The organism is Pseudomonas sp. R3-52-08, from assembly GCF_003851745.1.
Lineage (GTDB): Bacteria > Pseudomonadota > Gammaproteobacteria > Pseudomonadales > Pseudomonadaceae > Aquipseudomonas.
In genome coordinates, this window is record NZ_CP027730.1 from 4,939,315 (window position 1) to 4,963,477 (window position 24,163).

The following is a 24,163-nucleotide window of genomic DNA, read 5'->3' on the forward strand; positions in this document are numbered from 1 at the left end:
GTTACAACCGACTATGCTTATTTCGCTTTCAGAGCAAACAGCCCGCTCCGAGGCTCTGGAGAAAAGCTTGAATTCAACGGATTGCCAAGACATTCAATCTGTTACCAGTGTTCACTGACGTTGATTTATCGCTCCTTGATCCAACGTCTTACTTCGGCCGCTGCCTGTGCAGCGGCCTTTTTTATGCCTGGAATAAAAACGGGGCGCCATTGACGCCCCGTTGGATTCACTGTTTTTACGGCAACGATCAGAGGCTGAACTTCTGCAAGTTGGCCATCATCTCCTTCAATGCCTCGATCGTGTCTTTGGGGTGCGCCGCCCCTTCGAAGTCGCAGATCTGCTGCCAGTGCGCCGCCACGTCATCCGGCGAAAAGCCCGCTTCGGGGTCAAAGCCTACGCCCAGGCTGCGCTCCCAGCGGGTTTTGCCGATCCAGCCGCCGCCCACTTCGAACAAACCTGAGGTTTCCTGGCAGGCTTCGCTGCCCAGGTACACCACCAACGGGCTGACCAGTTCCGGCTTGAGACGCTCGAACACTTGCGGCGGGATCAGCCCTTCGGTCATGCGCGTGGCGCCGGTGGGCGCAATCGCGTTGACCAGGATGTTGTTCTTGCGCCCTTCCAGCGCCAGGGTGCGGGTCAAGCCATACAGGCCAAGCTTGGCCATGCCGTAGTTGGACTGGCCAAAGTTGCCGTAGATGCCCGAGGTGGACGCGGTGAAGATCACCCGGCCATAGCCCTGCTCGCGCAGATGCGGCCAGGCGGCGCGGGTGACTTTGTAGGCGCCTTCGACATGCACCCGGTAAACCAGGTCCCAGTCGCTGTCATCCATCTTGTGGAAGGTCTTGTCGCGCAAGATACCGGCGTTGTTCACCACCACATCGATACGGCCGAAGGCATCCAGTGCGTTCTGTACGATTTTATCGCCGTCGGTGACGGAATCATGGTTGGCGTGCGCAACGCCACCCGCTGCGCGGATTTCGGCCACCACCCGATCGGCCGCCGAGGCATTGGCGCCTTCGCCCTGGGTCGAGCCACCGAGGTCATTGACCAGCACCTTGGCCCCGTGCCGGGCGAACAGCAGCGCGTGGGCGCGGCCCAATCCGCCGCCGGCGCCGGTGACGATCACGACCTTATCCTGCAACTGCACTGACTGACTCATACCGAACTCCTTGGGCGACAATGGCAATGGGCAGAGTGTCCGGCACCGGGCCTTGGGTCACAATAAATACGGCCGACGCTGAATGGTGCTCGATAAGGCAGCGGGATGATGCCGCCTGGGGGCGCAAGGCTCAGGAATAGGCCGCACGCGCTGACCGCAGGCCAATACGCTCGCGAAACGCCTGGTAATGCCTGAGCACCTGGACCGGCGCCTCGAGTTGTGGGTAATGGCCGATATCGGCCAGCAAGATCGCATCAGCATTCGGCACTAGCTGTTGATAGCGCTCCACCATATGCGCGCCGGAAATGGGGTCGACCTCACCGTCGATGACCCGCAACGGCACGTCGCCGCGCTGCATTGCCGCCACCCAGCGGTCACGCAGGCGACGGCGCTGGGGAATGTAGTTGATCAGCTTGTGCAGGATGCGCGGGCCGTCGTTGTGTTCAATCAAACTCCAGAAATCATCCAGGGCGCTTTCGCTCGGTAGCGTCCGGGGACCAAAAATCTGGTTAAAACTGTTGGCCAGGCTACTTCGTCCAGAGGCTCGTCCGATCATCCAGCCCAGGGGGCTGAGCAATAACTTCTGCACCAAGGTTGCGCGATGGGTTTCGGGGAACAGCCCACCGTTGAGAAACGCACAACTGGCCATCTGGAACCGCCCTTCGTAATGCCGGGCCAGGAGTTCCTGGGCAACACTGTCGCCATAGTCATGGGCCAATATGTGCACCGGCTCTGCCACCCCCAGGTGTTCAAGCAACGCCTGTTGCAGGTCGGCTTGCTCCAGCAGGCAATACTCGTGATCCAGCGGTTTGGCCGATTCGCCGAAGCCGAGCATGTCGCAGGCGATCACCAGGTTGCGCTGGGCCAGGGGCTGCCACAGGTAATGCCAATCCCAACTGGCCGTGGGAAAGCCATGGATCAGCAGCAGCGGCTCGCCCTGCCCGGCCACCCAATAACGAATGGAGCGGCCGCGAAAGACGAAATCCTGGCCGCGTTTGCGCCAGGCGCTGAGCGGTATTTCGGCAAGTGGCATCAGCTTTTATACCCGGGGTCCTGGTTATCCAATGTGCGCAGCAGCGCCGGCCAGGCCAGCGCACCGCCCATACCTTGGGCGCTTTTTGTGACAGCCGCCACCATCGCCTTGGCACCGGCCAGAATCTGCGGCTCGATGGCAATCAACTCGACAGCGCCGTTCTGCGCCAGTACCTGGATGTCACAGGCGCGCTGGAAAGTGAACATCATCAGAAAGGTGTCGGCGATGGTCGCGCCGCACGTCAGCAGGCCATGGTTGTGCAGCATCAGAAAGTTGTGTTCGCCCAGGTCCGCCTGCAAGCGCGCCTTTTCTTCGTGATTCAGTGCGACGCCTTCATAGGCGTGATAGCCCAGGCTCGACAGCACAAACAGCGATTGCTGGCTGATCGGCAACACGCCCTGCTTTTGCGCAGACACGGCGACGCCGGCGGCAGTATGGGTGTGCAGCACGCAGGTCACGTCGTGGCGCACTTCGTGGATGGCGCTGTGGATGGTGTAGCCCGCGGGGTTGATCTCGTAGGGGCTGTCCATGCGCTTGTTGCCGGCCTGGTCCACCTTGACCAGGCTTGAGGCGGTGATTTCGTGGAACATCAGCCCATAGGGGTTGATCAGGAAATCATCGGTGCCCGGCACCTTGGCGGAAATATGCGTGAAGATCAGATCATCCCAACCGTGCATCGCCACCAGGCGATAGCAGGCCGCCAGGTCGACACGGGCTTGCCATTCGGCCGCGCTGACCTGATCTTTGACATTCTGTGACGATAGAACGGGGGCTAGGCTCACAATAATGACCTCCTTGGCGCATTTATTATTATTTTTTAAGTGATGAGCCAGTCTAGTCAGACGCCCTGGCTTGCGGAGTTGCCTTCGCAGCCAGCTTGATGACTGAGCGAGTCAGCCTGGAGAATAGTACAAACGCTGTCAGAGAAGCGCCGTCAATAAAAACACGCGGACAGCGCCTCACGGGGTCGGTCAGCGCTGCAGTGCAGTAATCAACTCGGCCAGCCACGGCTCGGCGTCGGTCTCCGGGGTCACGCTTTCGCTGGCGTCCAGGCGCAGCATCGGCAGCACTTCGTGCAAGCCCAACTCACTGAATACTTCGCGCATTTGCTCGCCGCCGCCGCAGAAGGTATCGCCGTAGCTGGCGTCGCCCAGGCCAATGACCGCACCGGGCAGGCCGCGCCAGGCGGCGGGCAACTGGTCGCGAATGCTTGAGTACAGCGGTTGCAGATTGTCGGGCAGCTCGCCCATGCCGGTGGTCGATGTGACCGCCAGGAACGCCTCGGGCGCGAAGGCCTGCACGTCGGCCAGCGTGGCACGCGGGTTGTGCCAGGCTTCAAAACCCGCTGCTTTGAGGATTTTTTCGGCGTGGCGAGCGACTTCTTCAGCTGTGCCGTAGACCGAGCCGGAAAGGATGGCGACTTTCATCAATCTGATCCTGTAATTGAGCGAAAGCGTAGGATATTAGCAGCTGGCGCAGATTTCTCAGCGCGCGCCGTGCAACATTCAAGACGTGTCATAAACTTCAGACCTCAACAACAAGCCATGGACCGCTCAATGATCAACGCCAAGCTGATGCAAATGGTCATCAACGCCTCCAACGACGGGATTGTCGTCGCCGAACGAGAAGGCGAAGACAAGCCACTGATCTACGTCAACCCGGCCTTCGAACGCCTGACCGGCTACACTCTGGACGACATCCTTTATCAGGATTGCCGTTTCCTGCAGGCGGGCGACCGTGACCAGCCAGGCCTGATGGCGATTCGCGAGGCGCTCGACAGCGGTGGCGCGTGTCGGGAAATCCTGCGCAACTACCGTAAGGACGGCACGCATTTCTGGAACGAGTTATCACTGTCAACGGTGTACAACGCGGCCGACCAGCAGACGTATTTCGTCGGCGTGCAAAAAGACGTCACCGTCCAGGTAAAAGCGCAGCAACGCGTCGCCCAGCTGGAAGCCCAGGTAGCCGAGCTTAAAGCTGAGCTGGCGGCGCTCAAGGTGACGAGTGGAATTAACAAGCTGTAAAAATGGCGCTCTTTAGAGTGATAATGGCCTTTTAACACCCAACTTTGAGCTATATCCATGCACCGCGATGCTCTTTTGACGCAGGACGAACTGGCGTTTATCCAGGACATGCAGCACAACCCGCAGCTCAACCTGCGGGATGCATGGTCGAGCCTGACGGTGAATGGCGGTGCGCAGATTCGCGATTTGCTCACGCGATTGGCCGCTCACGACCAAGTCACCATCCAGGCGCAGTTCGATAACCAGCAACTGACCTTTCCCCTGCACCTGGTGGAAGATGAGTTTCATGCGGTGCATCTTCGCCTGGGCGTGCCGAGTATCTTTGAAGACGGGCCGATGATCCGCCCGTGGCGCCTGGCCCTTGAAACACCGGTGGCCCTGGAGAACATCAAGGGCTACGCCAGTGCGCTGTGGGTGCACGAAGTGTCATTCAAGGGTGTGCTGGTGGAAGGGCGTGGCCGAGCCAAACCGCCGAAAACCTTTTCTTTGTGGTTCAGTCCGTCCGGTTACGAACGCATTGCGTTGCGTGGCACGCTGGAACGGGAAACCGCACGGGGCCTGTTTGCCTACCGTCTGAATCAGAGTGACGCAGGTGAAATCGAGCGCCTGCGCCAATTCATCCTGCACCAGCATCGTCTGGTGCATCCCCATGTACATGCCTGAGATCAGGTATCCAGACCGCCACTGAGAAACTGCTGCAAACGGCGCTGCATCTGGCGCCCTTCGCTGCCGAGGCAGCCGATGGACGTGCCGGCCAGATCGGCCTGCAACAGGTCCGATGCAGCGCCTGCGAGAAACAGCGGGCAGTCCAGGGTCAACGCCAAGCGGCTCAGCCGTGCAGCCAGGTCATGCTTATGCAAGTGATTGGAGAACATGACCAGCGCCTGGGGGCGGATCTTTTCACAGACCAGGGTCAACTCATCGACCGGCTGGTCCAAGCCCAGCACTTTCACGGGCGAATCCTCCCGGCTCATCAACAGCGCCGCCACCAGTAGCTCCAGTTTGCGGCACTCGCCCGGCAGGGCGCTCAGCAATACCTGGGGGGCGGGCGATGCGCTTGCCACCTGCAGGCGCAGCAACGTCTGCATGCACAGAAAAGAATCGAAAAACAGCCATTCACTGGCCTGGCCGAAACGGCCCTGGTAGCGCAGCAAGTCGCGCCACAACGGCATCAGAATGTCCTGAAACGCAATGCTCAGGGGATAGGTCGAGAACACCTGGCCGTACACGCTCTCCAACTGACGATCGTCGAACGCACTGATGGCATGCATCAGCCGGGCTCGCCACTGCGGCCATTCGCTGTCTTCGGCCGCGTCGCGCTCGGCACGAATTGCTTCGATCTGTTGATCGTCACGCGCCAGAATCTTGCCAACCTTGCTCACCGCTACGCCGCGTTCAGTCCAATCAAGAATACGCTTGACCGTCTCAATATCGGCCGTGGAGTAGAGACGGTGCCCGCTTTCGGTGCGCATGGGCTGGATCAGCCCGTAGCGCCGCTCCCACGCTCGCAGGGTGACCGGGTTTACGCCTGTCAATCTCGAGACTTCCCGAATCGGAAAAAGCTGATCTGAATCTGTCGAAATCAGACGCGAAATGCTATCAATCGGAGCGGTAATCAAGGGCATTGGTGACCAAATGTGGCAATGCTGGCTGAAGGGTATTTAACGCTTATCGACCTGTCTTTTTCAAGGCCGTACTTATCGGACCAACGTCTCTGGTGTATTTCGGCAAAAGAGGAATAATCCTTGCCTGTTTTTTAAGAGAGCGGCCTCACCCGGCCGCCTCTTTGTGCGCCACCTACCCGGTTCAGCGCACCCGTACATTTGGAGATATACCATGTCTACCTCACCCGTCACCTTGATGGTCGCGCGCCGCGTGGCCAAAGGACGCTATGAAGAGCTGATGGCCTGGCTGCGCGAAGGCGAACAACTGGCCACCGACTTCCCCGGTTACCTGGGTTCCGGCGTGCTGGCCCCGCCGCCCAATGACGATGAATTCCAGATCATCTTCCGCTTCGCCGACGAAAAAACCCTGCATGCCTGGGAGTTTTCCGCTTCGCGCAGTGCCTGGCTGAGCCGTGGCAGCGAACTGTTTGCCGACCCTTCCGAGCACCGCGTGAGCGGCATCGATGGCTGGTTTGGCGCCGTGGGAGCCCGCCCACCCCGCTGGAAACAGGCGGTGGCGATCTGGCTGGCGTTTTTCCCGGTGTCGCTGCTGTTCAATTTTGGCCTGGCACCCTTGCTCGGCGAACTGGACCTGTTCAGCCGGGTGCTGGTCAGCACCTTGGCGCTCACACCGCTGATGGTGTACTTCTTTATTCCGTTGTCGACGCACCTGCTGGCGAACTGGCTGCATCCCATGCCACCACGCAAGGCCAGCGAAGCCGCTGCCTGAGTACAGGGCAGACAGGTCGCTGGTATAGTTTCCACCTGCCAGCGACTAGAGCTTCCCATGACTGCAACCAACGCCCCGATCCTGATCACCGGTGCCGGCCAGCGCGTCGGCCTGTATTGCGCCGAACGCCTGTTGGACGCAGGGCAATCGGTCATCTTCAGCTACCGCAGCGAACGCCCAGGGGTGCAGCTGCTGCGCGAACGCGGTGCGGTCGGCCTGTTTGCCGATTTTTCCAGCGAAGCGGGGATTGTGGCGTTCATCACTGAGCTGAAGGCACATACCGACTCGCTGCGCGCGATCATCCACAACGCCTCGGCCTGGATCGCGGAAACGCCTGACGACGAAAGCCACGCCTTTACCGACATGTTCAGCGTGCACATGCTTGCGCCGTACCTGATCAACCGGCATTGTTCACCTCTGCTGCAACGTTCAACACCGGCCGATATCGTGCATATCAGCGATGACGTGGTACGCAAGGGCAGCCGCCAGCACATCGCGTATTGCGCCACAAAGGCCGGGCTCGACAGCCTTACCTTGTCGTTTGCCGCAGAGTTCGCGCCGCTGATCAAGGTCAACGGCATCGCGCCGGCCATGGTGATGTTCAATGAAGGCGACGACGCGGCCTACCGTGCCAAGGTCCTGGCCAAGTCGGCACTGGGCATCGAGCCCGGGCCTGAGGTGATCTACCAGAGCGTGCGTTACCTGCTGGACAACCCCTATGTCACCGGGACCACCCTGACCGTCAACGGCGGGCGGCATATCAAGTAAGCCGTTTTGAGGATGTTGTATGACCTTGTCCCTGCCCCACCATTACCGCGAAATCCTCAAAGGCCTGGGCGAAGACCCGGAACGCGAAGGTTTGCTCGACACCCCCAAGCGCGCTGCCAAGGCGATGCAATACTTGTGTCATGGCTACGAGCAGAACCTGGAAGAAATCGTCAACGGCGCGCTCTTCGCCTCCGATAACGACGAGATGGTGATCCTCCAGGACATCGAGCTGTACTCGCTGTGTGAGCACCACCTGTTGCCCTTTATCGGCAAGGCCCATGTGGCCTACATTCCGACCGGCAAGGTGCTGGGCCTGTCGAAACTGGCGCGCATCGTCGACATGTATGCCAGGCGCCTGCAGATCCAGGAAAACCTCACGCGGCAAATTGCCGACGCCATCCAGGACGTGACCCAGGCCGCCGGCGTGGCGGTGGTGATCGAAGCCAGGCACATGTGCATGATGATGCGCGGCGTGGAAAAACAGAATTCAACCATGAACACTTCGGTGATGCTCGGCGCGTTCCGCGAGTCGAACACCACGCGCATGGAGTTCCTGCAACTGATTGGACGGAGCAAGTAGCAATGCCACAACTTCAACCAGGCATGGCGCGCATTCGGGTCAAGGACCTGTGCCTGCGCACCTTTATCGGCATCAACGAGGACGAAATCCTCAACAAGCAGGATGTGCTGATCAACCTGACCATCCTGTATGCCGCCCAGGAAGCCGTGCGCGATAATGACATCGACCACGCGCTGAACTACCGCACCATCACCAAGGCCATCATTGCCCACGTCGAAGGCAACCGCTTCGCCTTGCTCGAACGCCTGACCCAGGAGCTGCTCGACCTGGTGATGAGCAACGAGTCGGTGCTGTACGCCGAAGTCGAAGTCGACAAACCCCATGCGCTGCGCTTTGCCGAGTCGGTTTCGATTACGTTAGCTGCAAGCCGTTAGCTGCAAGCTTCAAGCTAAAAGCCACACGCATTCCAACTTGCAGCTTGAAGCTTACCCGCTTGAAGCTATCTCGGAGAGATTCCATGAACGACCAACAACGCCTCGAACTCGAAGCCGCCGCCTTTCGCCGGCTGGTGTCACACCTGGACAGCCGCAAGGATGTACAGAACATCGACCTGATGAACCTGGCCGGCTTCTGCCGTAACTGCCTGTCCAAGTGGTACAAGGCCGAGGCCGACGAGCGCCAGATCGAGCTGAGCCTCGATGACGCCCGTGAAGTGGTGTACGGCATGCCGTACGCCGAGTGGAAAGCCCAATACCAGAAAGAAGCCAGCGCCGACCAACATGCGGCGTTTGCCAAAGGAAAAGCCCATGACTGACCTGAACACCCTGCGCGCCAGCCTTAACAGCGGCGAACACGCGTTTGCCGACACCCTGGCCTTTGTTGCCGCAGGTTACGACTACCAGCCACAAGCCTTCACCAACGGCGAGGTGGAAAATGCCGCCGGCCAGAACGAAGGTTCGTGCAAGACACTTGGATTGGCGTTGCTGGAAGGGTTGAGCGATCAGGAAGCGTTGCTGGCGTTTGGCGAGCATTACCGCTCAGTGGTGGCTACGCCTGACGGCAGTGACCATGGCAATATCCGTGCATTGATCAAACACGGCCTGGCCGGAGTGAAATTTGCAGCACAACCCCTGACCCGCAAATCCTGAGCCAAACACAGATCAAAATGTGGGAGGGGGCTTGCCCCCGATAGCGGTGTGTCAGTCAGTACATTGGGTACTGGACCACCGCAATCGGGGGCAAGCCCCCTCCCACATTTGTTTTGCAGTGCTGCTTAGAACGAGGCGTCTTTCAGACCGTCAAGGTAACGCTCGGCGTCCAGGGCCGCCATGCAACCGGCGCCGGCCGAGGTGATAGCTTGGCGGTAGACGTGGTCAGCCACGTCGCCGGCCGCAAAGATGCCGTCGATGTTGGTGGCGGTGGCATTGCCTTCACGGCCGCCCTGCACCACCAGGTAACCGTCTTTGGCTTCCAGCACACCTTCGAACAACGAGGTGTTCGGGGTGTGGCCGATGGCGATGAATACGCCGTCGACTTTCAGCTCGTCGAAGCTGCCGTCATTGTTCTTCAGGCGCGCACCGGTCACGCCCATGTTGTCACCCAGGACTTCGTCCAGCGTGGCGTTGAGCTTGAGGATGATCTTGCCTTCAGCGACGCGGGCGTGCAGCTTGTCGATCAGGATCTTCTCGGCGCGGAAGGTTTCGCGGCGGTGCACCAGGGTCACGGTGCTGGCGATATTGGCCAGGTACAGCGCCTCTTCCACGGCGGTGTTGCCACCACCGACCACAGCCACTGGCTTGTTGCGATAGAAGAAGCCGTCGCAGGTCGCACAGGCGGAAACACCTTTGCCCATGAACGCTTCTTCCGACGGCAGGCCCAGGTAACGGGCGCTGGCGCCGGTGGCGATGATCAACGCGTCACAGGTGTACACGCCGCTGTCGCCCGTCAGGCTGTAGGGCTTCTTGGAGAAGTCGACCTTGTTGATGTGGTCGAACACGATCTCGGTTTCAAAGCGCTCGGCGTGTTCTTTCATACGCTCCATCAGCACCGGGCCGGTCAGGCCGTGGACGTCGCCCGGCCAGTTGTCGACTTCGGTGGTGGTGGTCAACTGACCGCCCGCCTGCATGCCGGTGATCAGCAGCGGCTTGAGGTTGGCGCGGGCAGCGTAGACCGCAGCGCTGTAACCGGCAGGGCCGGAACCGAGAATAATCACTCGCGAATGACGGGTATCAGACATGACTCACTCCTATCGACCGCCCGGACAACAAGACGGCTGGAATAAAAAAGGACCGCGAAGCACTTGGGGAAGGCTTGAACTCGCAGATCCTGAAAATAATGGGTGCAGCGTATAGAGGGGGGCAAGATTAAGGAAATACGGAATAACAATCCAGCTCATAGGTGGTCTCTATGCAGTCGCCCGGTTTTGATCGAACCTCTTGTCCACTCAGGTGTAACCGCTGATGTCGCCACTTTCACCGCCACGGCAAAGCCGGTAAGGTCGGCGCGTTCGCCCTTCTGCTCGGAGTCTTCCATGCCTGCCCCCGCTCTTTCCGGCCCGCAATACCTGCGCGAAGGCCTCAAACTGGTGTTGAGCCCCGGCCTGCGCCTGTTCGTACTGCTGCCGCTGGCGATCAACCTGGTGCTGTTCGTCGGCCTGATCTACTTTGCAGGCCACCAATTCAGCCTGTGGGTCGACCACCTGATGCCCACGCTGCCCGGCTGGCTGAGCTTTTTGAATTACCTGCTGTGGCCGCTGTTCGTGGTGCTGGTGGTGTTGATGGTGTTTTTCACCTTTACCATGCTCGCTAATATCATCGCGGCGCCGTTCAATGGTTTTCTCGCGGAGAAAGTCGAGATCGTGGTGCGTGGCACCGACGACTTCCCGCCGTTCAGCTGGGCCGAGCTGATAGCGATGATCCCGCGCACCCTGGCCCGGGAAATGCGCAAGCTGGGCTACTTTCTGCCACGGGCCATCGGCCTGTTCATCCTGTCGTTCATTCCCGTGGTCAACCTGATCGCCGCGCCATTGTGGCTGCTGTTCGGCGTGTGGATGATGGCGATCCAATACATCGACTACCCGGCCGACAACCACAAGCTGGGCTGGAACGAAATGCTCGCCTGGCTGCGCCAGAAGCGCTGGCAGAGCATGAGTTTTGGCGGGATCGTCTACCTGGTGCTGCTGGTGCCAGTAGTCAACTTGCTGATGATGCCGGCAGCAGTCGCCGGGGCCACGTTGTTCTGGGTGCGCGAGCAAGGTGCCGAAGCGATGGCGGCGCAACAGGTGGCTCGGTCATAAATCCATCATCCCAGTGACACAATGAAGACATGGCCCGCAGCGACACTGTGGGTCATGACGACAGCTTCGCTCCACATCACCCTGATCACCGAAACCTTCCCGCCGGAAATCAACGGGGTGGCCAATACCCTTGGCCGCCTGTGCGACGGTTTGCGCGCGCGCGGCCATCAAATCGAACTGGTGCGCCCCCGCCAAGGCGTCGACCAGAGCCGGCCGAGTGACGATGAGTTGCTGCTGTGCCGCGGCTGGCCGTTGCCGGGGTATCCAGGGCTGCAGTGGGGCCAATCGTCGATGCACAAACTCCTGCGCCGCTGGACCCGCCAGCGTCCGGATGTGTTGTACATCGCCACCGAGGGGCCGTTGGGCTTGTCGGCGTTACGCGCGGCGCGGCGCTTGGGCATCAGCGTGGTCAGCGGCTTTCACACCAACTTCCAACAGTATTCGAACCAGTACGGCTTGAGCCTGTTGAGTCGCCTGGTCACCCATTACCTGCGCTGGTTTCATAACCGGTCGACGTTGACCCTGGTTCCCAGCGCGAGTCAGCGCCTGGAGCTGGAGCGCCGGCACTTCGAGCGTCTTGGGATGCTGTCGCGGGGGGTCGATAGCCAACTGTTCCACCCAGCCAAACGCGATGATGCTTTACGCGCAAGCTGGGGGTTGGAGAACGACGACATTGTGGTGCTGCACGTAGGACGCCTCGCCCAAGAGAAAAACCTCGGGCTGCTCAAACGCTGTTTCGACACGTTGCAGACCACCTATCCATCGCGGCGGCTCAAGCTGGTGATTGTCGGCGATGGCCCGCAGCGCAGCCTGTTGCAGCGCGATTTGCCCGACGCGGTGTTCTGCGGCGCCCAGCGCGGTGAAGCACTGGCGCGGCATTATGCTTCGGGCGATCTGTTCCTGTTTCCCAGCCTGACCGAAACATTCGGCAATGTGGTGCTGGAAGCCATGGCGTCCGGGCTGGGTGTGGTGGCCTACGACCAGGCAGCCGCGACCCAGCATATTCGCCACGGTTACAACGGTGTGCTGGCGATGCCGGGGGATGAGAACGCGTTTTGCGATGCGGCCGTGTGGCTGCTGGAAGAGCGCGAGACGCTGCGCCGAGCGCGGCTCAATGCCCGGCAACACGCCAGTCGCCAAGGGTGGCCGGCGATCATCGAGCAATTCGAGCGTCAGTTGCGCGATGTATGCAAGGACGGGCCTCCGGTGCCCGCCCTGGCGTCGCTTACACCAGGCTCGTCAACGCCTCACGACTGAACGGCAGAATGTCGGCCTCGCGACCTTCGCGCACCTTCACGGCCCAATCCGGATCCACCAGCAGCGCACGGCCCACGGCGACCAGATCGAACTCGTCGTTATTCAAACGCTCCAGCAGGTTCTCCAGGCTGGCCGGCTGCGCGACCTTATCGGTGTTGACCATGAACTGCAGGAACTCACCATCCAGGCCGACACTGCCCACGGTGATCGTCGGTTTCCCCGTCAGCTGGCGGGTCCAGCCGGCCAGATTGAGGTCGGAACCTTCGAATTCCGGCTCCCAGAACCGGCGCGTTGAACAGTGGAAAATATCCACGCCAGCGTCGGACAACGGCTTGAGGAATTCGCCCAACGCCTCGGGGGTTTGCACCAGGCGCGCGGTGTAGTCCTGCTGCTTCCACTGGGAAAAACGCAGGATGATCGGAAAATCCGGGCCGACCGCAGCACGGGTGGCCTGGATCAATTCGATAGCGAAACGTGAACGGTTGGCCAGGCTGCCGCCGTACTCATCGGTACGCTGGTTGCTGCCTTCCCAGAAGAACTGATCGACCAGATAGCCGTGGGCGCCATGGATTTCCACACCGTCCATGCCGATGCGTTGAGCATCTTTGGCTGCCTGAGCGAACGCCTCGATCACGTCCTTGATGTCCTGGCTGGTCATGCCGTGGACGACTACCTTGCCATCCTTGAGCTTCTCCATCGGGCCGTAGGCTGGCACGCTGCCGTCAGGTTCGGTACCGATACGGCGCACGGCGCCCACATGCCACAACTGCGGAACAATCTTGCCGCCCTCGGCGTGGACCGCATCGACCACTTTCTTCCAGCCGGCCAACGCCGCTTCGCCGTAAAAGTGCGGAACGTTGGGGTAGCCGTTGGAGGCTTGATGGCCGACCACGGTGCCTTCGGTAATGATCAGCCCTACACCGGCGGCGGCGCGACGGCGGTAGTACTCGATCACTTGGGCATTGGGCACGCCACCCGGGGAGAACGAGCGGGTCATTGGCGCCATGACCACGCGGGTCGACAGTTGCAGTGCACCGAGCTGGAACGGTTTGAACAAGGCTTGGACGGGCATGGAGCACTCCACATAAGACGGATTTATGATGTGGATAATATGGGCGCCGCTACTTGCTGGATAGCACTATTGATCTGGGTGATTAAGGCGATAAAAGCAACCGAATACCAGTAGGAGCGAGCTTGCTGGCGAAAGACCCGAGGACGCCGCGCATATCCAGAGCACACGCGTTATCGTTGGCGATTTTCGCGAGCAAGCTCGCTCCTACAGGGGCAGGGTTAGCCTAGGGCTTTTTCGATGGCCTGGACAATCGATGGATCTTCCGGTGGCGTACGTGGCGAAAAACGCGCCAGCACGCGGCCATCTTTGCCGAGCAGGAATTTTTCGAAGTTCCAGGTGATATCCCCAGGAAATTCAGCGCCCTCGCCCGCCAGCAGGCGGTAGAGCTGGTGACGCTCCGGCCCGTTCACCTCGAGTTTGCTGCCCAAGGGAAAGGTCACGCCATAGTTGAGGCTGCAGAATTGCTGGATCTCTTCCTCGGTGCCCGGTTCCTGGCCCGCAAACTGGTTGCACGGCAGGCCGAGCACGGTAAAACCCTGGTCCTTGTACTGCTGATAGAGGTTTTCCAACGCCGCATATTGCGGGGTCAGGCCGCATTTGGAGGCCACGTTGACCACCAGCACAACTCGCCCCTTGTAAGGCGCCAGCGGCAGCTCTTGCCCATCCAACGCTTTGAGTTTCAGGTCGTGGAAAGCACTCATGACGAACTCCAGATATCCTATTTTTCTACGCCTCGCGACGCCTTGAGCTTACAACCCGCAAGCCCGCAATTATAGACGCCCGTAACAAAACCCGCCTGCAGGTTACTGAGCGGTCGGCCACGGCAGGATCGGGATCGCCGTCACCGCGTTCTGCGGGCTGCCTTCGATCAGGCGGTCGCTGTAGACCAAGTACACCAACGTGTTGCGCTTCTTGTCGAGGAAACGCACCACCTGCATGGTCTTGAACACCAGCGAGGTGCGCTCCTTGAACACTTCGTCACCGTCCTTGAGCTCACCCTTGAAGTGGATCGGGCCGACCTGGCGGCAGGCAATCGAGGCTTCGGCGCGGTCTTCGGCCAGGCCCAGGCCGCCTTTGACGCCACCGGTCTTGGCACGGGACAGATAGCAAGTCACACCATCGACCTTGGGGTCGTCAAACGCTTCGACCACAATCCGGTCGTTGGGGCCGACAAACTTGAACACCGTCGACACCTGGGCAATCTCTTCGGCCGAGGCCAGCAGTGGCATGGCGAGCAACAGGCCAAGCAATCCCTTCATTACGCGCATCGGGTATTCCTTCGTTTAAACCAGAATGAGGTTATCGCGGTGCACCAGTTCCGGTTCCGCCATGTAGCCCAAGAGTCCGACAATCGCTTCAGACGATTGTCCAATAATCTTCTGCGCCTCCAGGGCACTGTAGTTGGCCAGGCCGCGGGCGATCTCACGACCATCCGGCGCCACGCACACCACCATCTCGCCGCGGCGGAAGCTGCCTTGCACTAACTTGACACCCACCGGCAGCAGGCTCTTGTTGCCCTGGGACAACGCCGACACCGCTCCCGCGTCGAGCACCAGGGTGCCACGGGTTTGCAGGTGCCCGGCCAGCCACTGCTTGCGCGCCGCCAGCATGCCGCGCTCGGGCGACAGCAGCGTACCGATGCGCTCCCCGGCCTTGAGACGGTCCAGCACGCGCTCCAGGCGCCCGCCGACGATGATGGTGTGGGCACCGGAGCGCGCGGCCAGGCGGGCGGCGCGCAGCTTGGTCTGCATGCCGCCACGGCCCAAGGCGCCGCCGACACTGCCGGCCACGGCGTCCAGCGCCGGGTCATCAGCGCGCGCTTCATGGATAAGCTGGGCATCAGGGTTGTTGCGCGGGTCGGCGTCGAACATGCCGTCGCGGTCGGTGAGAATCACCAGCAGGTCGGCTTCCACCAGGTTGGCTACCAGGGCAGCCAGGGTGTCGTTGTCGCCGAAGCGGATTTCGTCGGTGACCACGGTGTCGTTCTCGTTGATCACCGGGATGACCTTGAGCTCCACCAGCGCACGCAAGGTGCTGCGGGCGTTGAGGTAGCGCTTGCGGTCGGACAGGTCGTCGTGGGTCAGCAGGATCTGCGCCGTGTGGCGGCCGTGCTCGGCAAAGCTCGATTCCCAGGCTTGCACCAGGCCCATCTGGCCGATGGCGGCGGCGGCTTGCAGTTCGTGCATCGCGCTGGGTCGCGCGGTCCAGCCGAGGCGGCTCATCCCGGCGGCAACCGCCCCGGACGAGACCAGCACCAACTCCACACCGGCCTCATGCAAGGCCACCATCTGCTCGACCCAGACGCTCATGGCTGCGCGATCGAGTCCCTTGCCATCGGCCGTCAGCAACGCGCTGCCGATCTTTACGACCCAGCGCTGCGCACCTGTCACTTTGCTCCGCATCATCTTCAACCTTAGAGTGAGGGCCGCGCGACCCAGCGCCGCCCATAACGTTATACCCGGATACCAAAACGCCGCTCCAAAGGAGCGGCGTTCAAGTTTATCGCAACGAATCAGTCGCGCACGTAAATGATTTCCGGACCGTCTTCATCATCCACGTCTTCCTCGTCCCAATCATCGTCGCCGATGTCATGCACCGACTTCACGCCGCTGCGGCGCAGGGCACGCTGGTCGTCCAGCGCTTGCAGCTGGGCACGGGCTTCGTCTTCGATCTGCTGGTCGAGCTCGGCCAGTTCTGCCTTGAATACCGGGTCGGCCGCCAGGCGGTCGGCGCGGTCTTCCAGATAACGCATGATGTCGCGGCAAAGGCGCTCGGTGCCTTCTTTGGCGATGGCCGAGATCACGTAGACCGGACCTTCCCACTCCAGGCGGTCGACGATTTCCTTGACGCGCTCTTCGTGCTCTTCTTCAAGGATCTGGTCACACTTGTTCAGCACCAGCCAACGATCACGCTCGGCCAGGGCCGGGCTGAACTTGGTCAGTTCGCTGACGATCACTTCGGCGGCATCGGCAGCATTGGTTTCGTCCAGCGGCGCCATGTCGACGAGGTGCAGCAGCAAACGGGTGCGCGACAAGTGCTTGAGGAAGCGAATCCCCAGGCCTGCACCATCGGAAGCGCCTTCGATCAGGCCAGGAATGTCGGCGACCACGAAGCTTTTCCAACGGTCGACGCTGACCACCCCCAGGTTTGGCACCAGGGTGGTGAACGGGTAGTCGGCGACTTTCGGCTTGGCGGCCGACACCGAGCGGATGAAGGTACTTTTGCCGGCGTTCGGCAGGCCCAGCAGGCCTACGTCAGCGAGTACTTTCATTTCCAGCTTGAGGTCGCGCTGCTCGCCCGGTTTGCCCGGTGTGGTCTGGCGCGGTGCACGGTTGGTACTGGACTTGAACCGGGTGTTACCCAGCCCGTGCCAGCCGCCCTGCACAACCATCAACTTCTGGCCGGCCTTGGTCAGGTCGCCGATCACTTCCTGGGTGGCCGAGTCGATGATCGTGGTGCCGACCGGTACGCGCAGTACCAGGTCTTCACCTTTTTTGCCGGTGCAGTCGGTGCTGCCGCCGTTGGAGCCACGCTCGGCATCGAAGTGCCGGGTGTAACGGTAGTCGACCAGGGTGTTGAGGTTTTCGTCGGCCATCATATAGATGGAACCGCCGTCGCCGCCGTCACCGCCGTTTGGGCCACCGTTTTCAATGAACTTTTCGCGACGGAAACTCATGCAACCGTTACCGCCGTCGCCTGCTTTTACTCGGATGGAAACTTCATCAACGAACTTCATAACAAAACGCCTCTCGCCGCACGGACGAGCTTAAGAAACCAAGACATAAGACTCTTGCAAAAATGAGCGCAGCGACCTCAAGCAACGACTGCAAAACCTGCTGCCCTCGCCATTACAAACAGCTTTGCAAGAGACTCACTCCACAAACGAAAAAGCCCCGTCGCAAGACAGGGCTTTTCCAGCGATCTCGCAATTAAGCTGCGACAACGCTCACGTAACGGCGGTTGAACGCGCCCTTTACTTCGAACTTGATCACGCCTTCGATTTTCGCGAAGAGGGTGTGATCTTTACCCATGCCAACACCGTAACCGGCGTGGAATTGGGTGCCGCGCTGACGCACGATGATGTTGCCCGGAATGATTTTCTGGCCGCCATACATCTTCACGCCAAGGCGTTTGGCTTCTGAGTCGCGACCGTTACGGGTACTACCACCAGCTTTTTTGTGTGCCATGAGTCAATTCTCCTAGTGAGGAATTAGGCTGAAATTAAGCCTGAATACCGGTGATTTTGATCTCGGTGTACCACTGGCGGTGGCCCATACGCTTCATGTGGTGCTTACGACGACGGAACTTGATGATGCGGACTTTATCGTGACGACCTTGGGAGATCACTTCAGCCACAACGGTAGCGCCAGCAACAACTGGAGCGCCGATGTTCACGTCATCGCCATTGGCGACCAACAGAACGCGATCAAAAGTAACGGATTCGCCAGTAGCGATTTCCAGTTTTTCGATCTTCAGGTATTCACCTGGGGCGACCTTGTATTGCTTGCCACCAGTAACAATTACTGCGTACGACATGGTATTTCTCCGATAATCCTGCTCACCCAGCGCTTTATAAGAAGAGGTATTGGCTGGCATGGCTGCATGGGATGGACGTCCCGAATGCAATTGCGTAAGGCAGGTGCTGCCCAGGAAGTTCAGGGTGCGCGATTGTACGCAAGCAATAGACGCGTTGCAAGAGGCCGTCCATCGCGCCTTGACACCCAGGGGCATGGGTCCTAGCATGCCGCGCAACCCTTCTGGAGCGACTGTCGCTGATGCAACCCCAAGCTTTCTACCGCGCGGTCGCGGACGATTTTAGCGCCGTCGACGGCATCATCAAGCAGCAGCTGACGTCTAAAGTGCCGCTGGTCGCCAAAATTGGCGACTACATTACGTCGGCGGGCGGTAAGCGCCTGCGTCCTTTATTAGTGTTGCTGTGCGGCAAGGCCCTGGGCCGCGAAGGCGATGACCTGCGCCTGCTGGCGGCCACCATCGAATTCCTGCACACCGCCACCCTGCTGCACGACGACGTGGTCGACATGTCCGGTATGCGCCGTGGTCGCGAGACCGCCAACGCCATGTGGGGCAACGCCCCGAGCGTGCTGGTGGGCGACTTCCTGTACTCGCGCTCGTTCGAAATGATGGTCGAACTGGGCTCGATGCCAGTGATGAAAATTCTTTCACAGGCCACGCGCATCATCGCCGAAGGCGAAGTGTTGCAACTGTCGAAGGTACGCGACGCCAGCACCACCGAAGAAACCTACATGGAAGTGATTCGCGGCAAGACCGCGATGCTCTTCGAAGCCTCCACCCACAGCGCCGCCGCGCTGTGTGGCGCGACCGCCGAACAAGCCGAAGCGCTGCGCACCTTTGGCGATCACCTGGGCGTAGCGTTCCAACTGGTGGACGACCTGCTCGACTACCGTGGCGACGCCGAGACCCTGGGCAAGAACGTCGGTGACGACCTGGCCGAAGGCAAACCGACCCTGCCGCTGATCTACACCATGCGCGAAGGCACGCCGGAACAGGCCGCCCTGGTGCGCAAGGCGATCCAGAAAGGCGGGATCGAAGACCTGGAAGCCATCCGTGCCGCCGTCGAAGCGTCCGGCTCGCTGGAGTACACCGCACAACTGGCGCGTGACTACGTGGCCCGTGCGATCCAGTGCCTGCAAGCCCTGCCCGCCAGCGAATACCGGGATGCCTTGGTTGAGCTGAGCGAATTTGCGGTGGCGCGTACGCACTAAAATACACCCGGGCCAATGTGGGAGGGGGCTTGCCCCCGATAGCGGAGTGTCAGTCGCCGAATATATCGACTGGCAAACAGCCATCGGGAGCAAGCCCCCTCCCACATTTGAATTTCATACAACCTGCAAGACCACAATCCCCTATATAATGTGCGACTTTTAGCCATCCTGACTCTCAAGGAGCTTTAGTGAGCACGTTGCCACCCTGCCCGAAATGCAATTCCGAATACACCTACGAAGACGGCGCCCAGCTGATCTGCCCGGAATGCGCCCATGAGTGGTCCGCCAATGGCGAGGCCGAAGCCGCCGGCGATGAAACCGTGAAGAAGGACTCTGTGGGCAATGTCCTGCAGGACGGCGACACCATCACCGTGATCAAGGACCTCAAGGTCAAGGGCACTTCCCTGGTGGTGAAAGTCGGCACCAAGGTCAAGAACATCCGCCTATGCGACGGCGACCACGATATCGATTGCAAGATTGACGGCATCGGCCCGATGAAACTCAAGTCCGAGTTCGTGCGTAAAGTCTGATCATGCTGCAACCATCCCACGCCCGCCGTGGGATGGCGTTTCGCCCTCTTGCTTGACCCACCTCAATCTCCACACAGAAAAAAGCGCAAACCGCCAATAGGCACTTGCTATTCTACGAATAAGAATTATTCTCATTGAAACCCATCAAGGAGAACGACCATGACTTATTTGATAGACGCCTGGCTGGACCGTCCACACCCCTACCTGCGGATCCTGCATCGGGAAACCGGCGAAGTCTGTGCTGTGCTGGAAGAAGAAGCGCTGAATGAGCTGCAGGACCAGGGCGACCTGGACGTGAATGGCCTGAGCTCCAGTGAGCCTGGGGTGCTGAAGGAAGTGGTGAGGAATCTGTTTTTGTTCTGCTATGCCCGAGCGTTGCGCCCGGCGACGGAGCTCAATGGCAAGTTCCACCCATGAACCACCCCGCAGAACGCTGTAGGAGCGAGCTTGCTCGCGAAGTCATCGTTGACGTTTTTCGCGAGCAAGCTAGCTCCTACAGGTGATCAACAGCAGGTCTTACAGAACGTCGAGCAGCTCGACGTCGAACACCAGAACGCTGTGCGGCGGGATGCTGCCAACGCCTTGAGCGCCGTAAGCCAATTCGCTCGGCACGTACAGGCGCCATTTGCTGCCGGCATTCATCAACTGCAGGGCTTCGGTCCAGCCGGCAATCACGCCGCCTACCGGGAATTCTGCCGGCTGGCCACGCTCGTAGGAGCTGTCGAATACAGTGCCGTCGATCAGGGTGCCGTGGTAGTGAGTGCGCACCTGGTCTTCACGGGTCGGCTTAGCGCCATCACCGGCAGTCAGCACTTCAAATTGCAGGCCCGAAGCCAGGGTGGTAATGCCGTCACGCTTGGCGTTTTCAGCCAGGAATGCCAGGCCGGCGCCTGCAGCGGCTTCAGCTTTGGCCGCGGCTTCAGCTTGCATGATTTCGCGGATCACCTTGAAGCTGGCCGCCATTTGCTCTTGGTCAACACGGCTTGGCTTGCCGCCGAACGCGTCGGTCAGGCCGGCCAGGATTGCATCGAGGTTGACGCCTGGTGGCGGGTTGTCGCGCAGTTGGTCGCCCAACTGACGGCCGATACCGTAGCTGACGCGGGTTTCGTCGGTGGACAGATTAACTTCGGACATGAAGAGGCTCCGCTGTAGGACAACACGGTTTCCCGTGCCATCCAAAACTAAAAGGGCCCGCAGACTAGCACACAAGACCGGCCCATGATCAGCCCCCTCTCCGGCTCCCAGAGCGCCGGGGCGTAGCTTTGGCATCCGATCATTGTCCCCGTCCTGGCATGGATCGAGCGCCCTTTCGACGGCCAGCGAGAAAAGTATTTCAGAATTGCCCTTTGCCGCCGATACAGCCCTACACATCTTGGCTGGCTCAAACAACAACACCCCGTCCAGCAGACAGACATCACTCTCAAGGAGCTTTCGATGAACAGCTGGTTCGGTAACATCAGCGTCAACCTCAAACTCGGCCTGGGCTTTGGCCTGGTACTGGTCCTCACCTCGATCCTGGCACTCACCGGCTGGACCAGCCTGGGCGGCTTGATCGACCGCAGCAACTGGATGAGCGACATCACCCAGCTCAACGCCTCGCTGACCAAGCTGCGCATCGTGCGCCTGCAATACATGCTGGCCAACGGTGACGAGGCCGTGGCGCAGAACGTACAGACCAGCCTCGACGCCTTCGTCGGCCAGCAACAAAAACTGCTGGACAGCTTCAAGAGCCCGGAAAACCTCAAGCTGCTCAATGAACAGAAAGCCGTCATCACGGCCTATCAGCAGTCCTTGAACAAAATGCGCGAGGCCTATCGCAACGGCAACGCTGCGCGCCAGGTCATGGGCGACAAAGCCGACATCGCCAACGCACAAATCAACGCCCTGGACACCAGCGTGCAGCAGATGCCCGACAGTCCGGAGCGTTTCGCACAGTTCCAGGCCGTGACCAATGCCAAAGAAGAGTTCCTGCTGGCGCGCTACGAAGTGCGTGGCTACACCAACAACGTCAACGCAGAAAACGAAGCCCGCGCCGCTGCACAAATCGACAAAGCCATCGCGAGTTTGAAAAGCCTCAACGCCGTCTTCGGCACCAGCCAGCAAACCGCGCTGGCATCGCTGGACACCGCACTCGGTGCCTATCGCAGCGCCGTGCAGAGCTACAAGGCCGCCAACACCAACATCGTCACCGCCCGTGCCGAGATGACCACCCAAGGCACCGATATCGTCACGATCAGCGACAAGCTGTACGACATCCAACTGGAACGTCGTGACGCCGAAAGCGCCCAGGCCCGTAGCCTGCAATTGATCAGCACCTTGCTGGCCCTGCTGGTGGGCATCATCGCGGCGCTGGTGATCACTCGCCAGATCACCCGTCCGCTGCAAGACACCCTGGCGGTGGTCGAACGCATCGCTTCCGGCGATCTGAGCCACAACATCCAGGTGACTCGCCGTGACGAACTGGGCGTGCTGCAACAAGGCATCCAGCGCATGGGCACCACCTTGCGCGAATTGATCAGCGGGATTCGTGATGGCGTGACCCAGATCGCCAGCGCCGCCGAAGAGTTGTCGGCCGTGACCGAGCAGACCAGCGCTGGCGTCAACAGCCAGAAGATCGAGACCGACCAGGTCGCCACGGCGATGCATGAAATGACCGCCACCGTGCAGGAAGTGGCACGCAACGCCGAACAGGCCTCCCTGGCCGCCGCCGATGCCGACGGTCAAGCGCGCGCGGGCGACAAAGTAGTGGCCGAGGCCATCGCCCAGATCGAACGCCTGGCGGCTGAAGTGGCGCGCTCCACCGACGCCATGGCCCACCTGCAACAAGAGAGCAACAAGATCGGCAGCGTGATGGATGTGATCAAGGCCGTGGCCGAACAGACCAACCTGCTGGCCCTCAACGCAGCGATTGAAGCTGCGCGCGCCGGTGAAGCCGGTCGTGGGTTCGCCGTGGTCGCCGACGAAGTACGTGGCCTGGCCCAGCGCACGCAGAAATCCACCGAGGAAATCGAAGGCCTGGTGGCCGGCTTGCAGAACGGCACCCAACAAGTGGCCAACGTGATGAACAACAGCCGCAGCCTCACCGACAGCAGCGTCGAGCTGACGCGCAAGGCTGGCGTGTCGCTGGAAAACATCACCCGTACCGTGTCGAATATCCAGTCGATGAACCAGCAGATCGCCGCCGCCGCCGAAGAGCAGAGCGCCGTGGCCGAAGAGATCAGCCGCAGCATTGTGAACGTACGCGATGTGTCGGAGCAGACCGCTACGGCGAGCGACGAGACGGCCAAGTCGAGCGTGGAATTGGCGCGTTTGGGCAGCCAGTTGCAGCAGATGGTCAGTCATTTCCGGGTGTAAGAAATCAAAAAAAGCCGCCTCGGGATTAACCGAGGCGACTCCACTTCTCAAACCTTAATGGTCGTCGAAGCTGTCCCGCAGAAACTTCCATACGTGATAAGCACGCAGGCAGTTCACTACGAGGTTCCATGTACGTCGTGCAAACTTAGACATACTCGGCCCTCCGTGAGTTGGGCCTTACCTCCAGCGCACTTACCGGAACATGTGGGCCTTTGGATGCAGGTCAATGCATCTTTGAGGCGGCCGGGTTGATGGGCCTTCCGCTTGAATCCGGCACGGATTACTAGCCCGTGGCGGTCGGTCCGAAAATCGCGCGCATACCCGGCGCACCCAAAAGCGACAAATGCGGAACGAAGGAGAGACTACCCAAAACTCCACGTGAAGGTGTGACAAGCAGTGGCCAAATATCCAGTATTGTTCGTGGGATCTATTGCAGAATTTTTCGACTGAGAGAGAAGTTTGATAATCGATGGGCACTGGCCACCGGTCAATCTTGCGTGATGATAAGACCAAGGTTAATATCCGCCTGCAGGTCAATGCATCTTTGAGATCGCGATCCAGCCACTCACTGGATTGCAAAAAAAACCGCCCTACTAAGGCGGTTTTTTATTGTCTGCAATTTACCTCTCAGCTCTCCCCCTCCTCGACAAATACCAGCCGATTCCCAAACGGGTCCTTGATACTCATCTCCCGCGAGCCCCAAGGTGTTTCCTCCACGCCCGGCTTGGCATAACGGTAGCCCTTGGCCTGCAATTGCTGCTGGTACGCGTCTATCCCCTGCGCCTGGATACGCACCGCTGCGCCCGGCGACGCATCGCCATGATGCTCGGACAAATGCAGCACGCACTCGCCCAGCGACACCTGCAGGTACAACGGAAAATCTGCCTCGAAACGATGCTGCCAATCGACCTTGAACCCGAGGAAGTCGACATAGAATTCCAGCGCCTTGGCCTCGTCGAAAATCCGCAGGATGGGGGTGACTTTTCCTAAGTGCATCGCGATGGCTCCCTGTT

General features: G+C 60.1%; 29 protein-coding genes and 1 pseudogene. 15 read left to right on the forward strand and 15 right to left on the reverse strand.

What is annotated here, in order from left to right:
• Positions 1-247 precede the first annotated feature (247 nt).
• The 4 genes from C4J91_RS22740 to C4J91_RS22755 form a co-directional block, all read right to left on the reverse strand.
• Positions 248-1,159 carry an SDR family oxidoreductase gene (locus C4J91_RS22740; RefSeq protein WP_124364350.1) on the reverse strand — a complete coding sequence of 304 codons (912 nt, stop codon included), beginning with the start codon at positions 1,157-1,159 and terminating at the stop codon, positions 248-250.
• A gap of 130 nt (positions 1,160-1,289) precedes the next feature.
• On the reverse strand, positions 1,290-2,192 hold the full coding sequence (locus C4J91_RS22745; protein ID WP_124364351.1) for an alpha/beta fold hydrolase: 903 nt from the start codon (positions 2,190-2,192) through the stop codon (positions 1,290-1,292).
• Positions 2,192-2,974: a class II aldolase/adducin family protein gene (locus tag C4J91_RS22750; protein WP_124364352.1), complete on the reverse strand. Its 783-nt coding sequence runs from the start codon at positions 2,972-2,974 to the stop codon at positions 2,192-2,194. The genes C4J91_RS22745 and C4J91_RS22750 overlap by 1 nt, the downstream gene beginning before the upstream one ends.
• A 189-nt stretch (positions 2,975-3,163) precedes the next feature.
• Positions 3,164-3,619 (reverse strand): flavodoxin, encoded by a 456-nt coding sequence (locus C4J91_RS22755; RefSeq protein WP_124364353.1) that lies wholly within the window; start codon positions 3,617-3,619, stop codon positions 3,164-3,166.
• Between the two features lie 129 nt (positions 3,620-3,748).
• Here C4J91_RS22755 and C4J91_RS22760 point away from each other — a divergent pair, with 129 nt between their 5' ends.
• The gene (locus C4J91_RS22760; RefSeq protein WP_124364354.1) at positions 3,749-4,216 is read left to right on the forward strand and encodes a PAS domain-containing protein; all 468 of its coding nucleotides are present in this window, start codon (positions 3,749-3,751) and stop codon (positions 4,214-4,216) included.
• 57 nt (positions 4,217-4,273) lie between these two features.
• Positions 4,274-4,879, forward strand: coding sequence for a hypothetical protein (locus C4J91_RS22765; protein WP_124364355.1), 606 nt, complete (start codon positions 4,274-4,276; stop codon positions 4,877-4,879).
• Between the two features lie 2 nt (positions 4,880-4,881).
• Here the strand turns inward: C4J91_RS22765 and C4J91_RS22770 are convergent, their stop codons facing one another.
• Positions 4,882-5,841, reverse strand: coding sequence for a MerR family transcriptional regulator (locus C4J91_RS22770; protein WP_124364356.1), 960 nt, complete (start codon positions 5,839-5,841; stop codon positions 4,882-4,884).
• A 211-nt stretch (positions 5,842-6,052) separates the two neighbouring features.
• On the opposite strand from C4J91_RS22770, the gene C4J91_RS22775 reads away from it, so the two are divergent.
• The 6 genes from C4J91_RS22775 to C4J91_RS22800 all read left to right on the forward strand — a co-directional run bounded on the left by C4J91_RS22775 (position 6,053) and on the right by C4J91_RS22800 (position 9,046).
• Positions 6,053-6,610 carry an antibiotic biosynthesis monooxygenase gene (locus tag C4J91_RS22775; protein ID WP_124364357.1) on the forward strand — a complete coding sequence of 186 codons (558 nt, stop codon included), beginning with the start codon at positions 6,053-6,055 and terminating at the stop codon, positions 6,608-6,610.
• Positions 6,611-6,667: 57 nt separating this feature from the next.
• Positions 6,668-7,378 carry a dihydromonapterin reductase gene (folM, locus tag C4J91_RS22780; RefSeq protein WP_124364358.1) on the forward strand — a complete coding sequence of 237 codons (711 nt, stop codon included), beginning with the start codon at positions 6,668-6,670 and terminating at the stop codon, positions 7,376-7,378.
• 19 nt (positions 7,379-7,397) lie between these two features.
• Complete coding sequence (folE, locus tag C4J91_RS22785) at positions 7,398-7,958, forward strand: GTP cyclohydrolase I FolE (protein ID WP_124364359.1); 561 nt, start codon at positions 7,398-7,400, stop codon at positions 7,956-7,958.
• A 2-nt stretch (positions 7,959-7,960) separates the two neighbouring features.
• Positions 7,961-8,332 carry a dihydroneopterin triphosphate 2'-epimerase gene (folX, locus tag C4J91_RS22790; RefSeq protein WP_003194073.1) on the forward strand — a complete coding sequence of 124 codons (372 nt, stop codon included), beginning with the start codon at positions 7,961-7,963 and terminating at the stop codon, positions 8,330-8,332.
• An 83-nt stretch (positions 8,333-8,415) separates the two neighbouring features.
• On the forward strand, positions 8,416-8,712 hold the full coding sequence (locus C4J91_RS22795) for a DUF1244 domain-containing protein (RefSeq protein ID WP_124364360.1): 297 nt from the start codon (positions 8,416-8,418) through the stop codon (positions 8,710-8,712).
• The gene (locus C4J91_RS22800; RefSeq protein WP_124364361.1) at positions 8,705-9,046 is read left to right on the forward strand and encodes a HopJ type III effector protein; all 342 of its coding nucleotides are present in this window, start codon (positions 8,705-8,707) and stop codon (positions 9,044-9,046) included. The genes C4J91_RS22795 and C4J91_RS22800 overlap by 8 nt, the downstream gene beginning before the upstream one ends.
• Before the next feature lie 125 nt (positions 9,047-9,171).
• Here the strand turns inward: C4J91_RS22800 and trxB are convergent, their stop codons facing one another.
• A complete protein-coding gene (trxB, locus tag C4J91_RS22805) occupies positions 9,172-10,134 on the reverse strand; it encodes a thioredoxin-disulfide reductase (protein ID WP_124364362.1) in 963 nt (320 codons plus the stop codon).
• A gap of 294 nt (positions 10,135-10,428) precedes the next feature.
• Here trxB and cysZ point away from each other — a divergent pair, with 294 nt between their 5' ends.
• Positions 10,429-11,193: a sulfate transporter CysZ gene (cysZ, locus tag C4J91_RS22815; protein ID WP_124364363.1), complete on the forward strand. Its 765-nt coding sequence runs from the start codon at positions 10,429-10,431 to the stop codon at positions 11,191-11,193.
• 54 nt (positions 11,194-11,247) lie between these two features.
• A complete protein-coding gene (locus C4J91_RS22820) occupies positions 11,248-12,450 on the forward strand; it encodes a glycosyltransferase family 1 protein (protein ID WP_124364364.1) in 1,203 nt (400 codons plus the stop codon).
• Here the strand turns inward: C4J91_RS22820 and C4J91_RS22825 are convergent.
• The 7 genes from C4J91_RS22825 to rplU form a co-directional block, all read right to left on the reverse strand.
• Entirely contained in the window at positions 12,419-13,522 is a 1,104-nt protein-coding gene (locus C4J91_RS22825) for an NADH:flavin oxidoreductase (protein ID WP_124364365.1), read from the reverse strand. The genes C4J91_RS22820 and C4J91_RS22825 overlap by 32 nt on opposite strands.
• A gap of 218 nt (positions 13,523-13,740) precedes the next feature.
• The gene (locus tag C4J91_RS22830) at positions 13,741-14,223 is read right to left on the reverse strand and encodes a glutathione peroxidase (RefSeq protein WP_124364366.1); all 483 of its coding nucleotides are present in this window, start codon (positions 14,221-14,223) and stop codon (positions 13,741-13,743) included.
• A 102-nt stretch (positions 14,224-14,325) separates the two neighbouring features.
• Complete coding sequence (locus tag C4J91_RS22835; protein ID WP_124364367.1) at positions 14,326-14,790, reverse strand: CreA family protein; 465 nt, start codon at positions 14,788-14,790, stop codon at positions 14,326-14,328.
• Between the two features lie 15 nt (positions 14,791-14,805).
• A complete protein-coding gene (gene proB, locus C4J91_RS22840) occupies positions 14,806-15,924 on the reverse strand; it encodes a glutamate 5-kinase (protein WP_124365208.1) in 1,119 nt (372 codons plus the stop codon).
• A 110-nt stretch (positions 15,925-16,034) separates the two neighbouring features.
• Positions 16,035-17,258 (reverse strand): Obg family GTPase CgtA, encoded by a 1,224-nt coding sequence (gene cgtA, locus C4J91_RS22845; RefSeq protein ID WP_124364368.1) that lies wholly within the window; start codon positions 17,256-17,258, stop codon positions 16,035-16,037.
• Positions 17,259-17,451: 193 nt separating this feature from the next.
• Positions 17,452-17,709, reverse strand: a complete 258-nt coding sequence (gene rpmA, locus C4J91_RS22850; protein ID WP_003176049.1) for a 50S ribosomal protein L27 — start codon at positions 17,707-17,709, stop codon at positions 17,452-17,454.
• A gap of 34 nt (positions 17,710-17,743) precedes the next feature.
• Positions 17,744-18,058 carry a 50S ribosomal protein L21 gene (gene rplU / locus C4J91_RS22855; RefSeq protein WP_003176051.1) on the reverse strand — a complete coding sequence of 105 codons (315 nt, stop codon included), beginning with the start codon at positions 18,056-18,058 and terminating at the stop codon, positions 17,744-17,746.
• Between the two features lie 239 nt (positions 18,059-18,297).
• Between rplU and C4J91_RS22860 the strand changes: the two genes are divergently transcribed.
• The 3 genes from C4J91_RS22860 (at position 18,298) to C4J91_RS22870 (ending at position 20,213) form a co-directional block, all read left to right on the forward strand.
• Positions 18,298-19,266: a polyprenyl synthetase family protein gene (locus tag C4J91_RS22860; RefSeq protein ID WP_124364369.1), complete on the forward strand. Its 969-nt coding sequence runs from the start codon at positions 18,298-18,300 to the stop codon at positions 19,264-19,266.
• Positions 19,267-19,454: 188 nt separating this feature from the next.
• A complete protein-coding gene (locus C4J91_RS22865; RefSeq protein ID WP_017254008.1) occupies positions 19,455-19,796 on the forward strand; it encodes a zinc ribbon domain-containing protein YjdM in 342 nt (113 codons plus the stop codon).
• A 159-nt stretch (positions 19,797-19,955) separates the two neighbouring features.
• A complete protein-coding gene (locus C4J91_RS22870; RefSeq protein ID WP_003194088.1) occupies positions 19,956-20,213 on the forward strand; it encodes a hypothetical protein in 258 nt (85 codons plus the stop codon).
• Positions 20,214-20,312: 99 nt separating this feature from the next.
• Here C4J91_RS22870 and C4J91_RS22875 read toward each other — a convergent pair whose 3' ends face one another.
• Complete coding sequence (locus C4J91_RS22875) at positions 20,313-20,930, reverse strand: FKBP-type peptidyl-prolyl cis-trans isomerase (RefSeq protein WP_124364370.1); 618 nt, start codon at positions 20,928-20,930, stop codon at positions 20,313-20,315.
• A gap of 435 nt (positions 20,931-21,365) precedes the next feature.
• Between C4J91_RS22875 and C4J91_RS28215 the strand changes: the two are divergent.
• Both C4J91_RS28215 and C4J91_RS28220 read left to right on the forward strand, forming a co-directional pair.
• Positions 21,366-22,247 (forward strand): annotated as a pseudogene (locus C4J91_RS28215) (methyl-accepting chemotaxis protein); the annotation flags it as partial.
• Between the two features lie 198 nt (positions 22,248-22,445).
• Positions 22,446-23,150, forward strand: coding sequence for a methyl-accepting chemotaxis protein (locus tag C4J91_RS28220; RefSeq protein WP_372237510.1), 705 nt, complete (start codon positions 22,446-22,448; stop codon positions 23,148-23,150).
• A gap of 627 nt (positions 23,151-23,777) precedes the next feature.
• On the opposite strand, the gene C4J91_RS22885 is transcribed toward C4J91_RS28220, so the two are convergent.
• Positions 23,778-24,146, reverse strand: coding sequence for a glyoxalase superfamily protein (locus C4J91_RS22885; RefSeq protein WP_124364372.1), 369 nt, complete (start codon positions 24,144-24,146; stop codon positions 23,778-23,780).
• Between the last annotated feature and the right edge of the window lie 17 nt (positions 24,147-24,163).

Coding starts and splice junctions, on each gene's coding strand:
- proB (WP_124365208.1), bottom strand. CDS start 15,924: ATGCGGAGCAAAGTGACAGGTGCGCAGCGCTGGGTCGTAAAGATCGGC.
- C4J91_RS22870 (WP_003194088.1), top strand. CDS start 19,956: ATGACTTATTTGATAGACGCCTGGCTGGACCGTCCACACCCCTACCTG.
- C4J91_RS22745 (WP_124364351.1), bottom strand. CDS start 2,192: ATGCCACTTGCCGAAATACCGCTCAGCGCCTGGCGCAAACGCGGCCAG.
- folE (WP_124364359.1), top strand. CDS start 7,398: ATGACCTTGTCCCTGCCCCACCATTACCGCGAAATCCTCAAAGGCCTG.
- C4J91_RS22765 (WP_124364355.1), top strand. CDS start 4,274: ATGCACCGCGATGCTCTTTTGACGCAGGACGAACTGGCGTTTATCCAG.
- C4J91_RS28220 (WP_372237510.1), top strand. CDS start 22,446: ATGACCGCCACCGTGCAGGAAGTGGCACGCAACGCCGAACAGGCCTCC.
- folX (WP_003194073.1), top strand. CDS start 7,961: ATGCCACAACTTCAACCAGGCATGGCGCGCATTCGGGTCAAGGACCTG.
- C4J91_RS22755 (WP_124364353.1), bottom strand. CDS start 3,619: ATGAAAGTCGCCATCCTTTCCGGCTCGGTCTACGGCACAGCTGAAGAA.
- C4J91_RS22835 (WP_124364367.1), bottom strand. CDS start 14,790: ATGCGCGTAATGAAGGGATTGCTTGGCCTGTTGCTCGCCATGCCACTG.
- C4J91_RS22800 (WP_124364361.1), top strand. CDS start 8,705: ATGACTGACCTGAACACCCTGCGCGCCAGCCTTAACAGCGGCGAACAC.
- rplU (WP_003176051.1), bottom strand. CDS start 18,058: ATGTCGTACGCAGTAATTGTTACTGGTGGCAAGCAATACAAGGTCGCC.
- cgtA (WP_124364368.1), bottom strand. CDS start 17,258: ATGAAGTTCGTTGATGAAGTTTCCATCCGAGTAAAAGCAGGCGACGGC.
- C4J91_RS22775 (WP_124364357.1), top strand. CDS start 6,053: ATGTCTACCTCACCCGTCACCTTGATGGTCGCGCGCCGCGTGGCCAAA.
- cysZ (WP_124364363.1), top strand. CDS start 10,429: ATGCCTGCCCCCGCTCTTTCCGGCCCGCAATACCTGCGCGAAGGCCTC.
- folM (WP_124364358.1), top strand. CDS start 6,668: ATGACTGCAACCAACGCCCCGATCCTGATCACCGGTGCCGGCCAGCGC.
- rpmA (WP_003176049.1), bottom strand. CDS start 17,709: ATGGCACACAAAAAAGCTGGTGGTAGTACCCGTAACGGTCGCGACTCA.
- C4J91_RS22830 (WP_124364366.1), bottom strand. CDS start 14,223: ATGAGTGCTTTCCACGACCTGAAACTCAAAGCGTTGGATGGGCAAGAG.
- trxB (WP_124364362.1), bottom strand. CDS start 10,134: ATGTCTGATACCCGTCATTCGCGAGTGATTATTCTCGGTTCCGGCCCT.
- C4J91_RS22825 (WP_124364365.1), bottom strand. CDS start 13,522: ATGCCCGTCCAAGCCTTGTTCAAACCGTTCCAGCTCGGTGCACTGCAA.
- C4J91_RS22860 (WP_124364369.1), top strand. CDS start 18,298: ATGCAACCCCAAGCTTTCTACCGCGCGGTCGCGGACGATTTTAGCGCC.
- C4J91_RS22760 (WP_124364354.1), top strand. CDS start 3,749: ATGATCAACGCCAAGCTGATGCAAATGGTCATCAACGCCTCCAACGAC.
- C4J91_RS22795 (WP_124364360.1), top strand. CDS start 8,416: ATGAACGACCAACAACGCCTCGAACTCGAAGCCGCCGCCTTTCGCCGG.
- C4J91_RS22770 (WP_124364356.1), bottom strand. CDS start 5,841: ATGCCCTTGATTACCGCTCCGATTGATAGCATTTCGCGTCTGATTTCG.
- C4J91_RS22885 (WP_124364372.1), bottom strand. CDS start 24,146: ATGCACTTAGGAAAAGTCACCCCCATCCTGCGGATTTTCGACGAGGCC.
- C4J91_RS22875 (WP_124364370.1), bottom strand. CDS start 20,930: ATGTCCGAAGTTAATCTGTCCACCGACGAAACCCGCGTCAGCTACGGT.
- C4J91_RS22740 (WP_124364350.1), bottom strand. CDS start 1,159: ATGAGTCAGTCAGTGCAGTTGCAGGATAAGGTCGTGATCGTCACCGGC.
- C4J91_RS22820 (WP_124364364.1), top strand. CDS start 11,248: ATGACGACAGCTTCGCTCCACATCACCCTGATCACCGAAACCTTCCCG.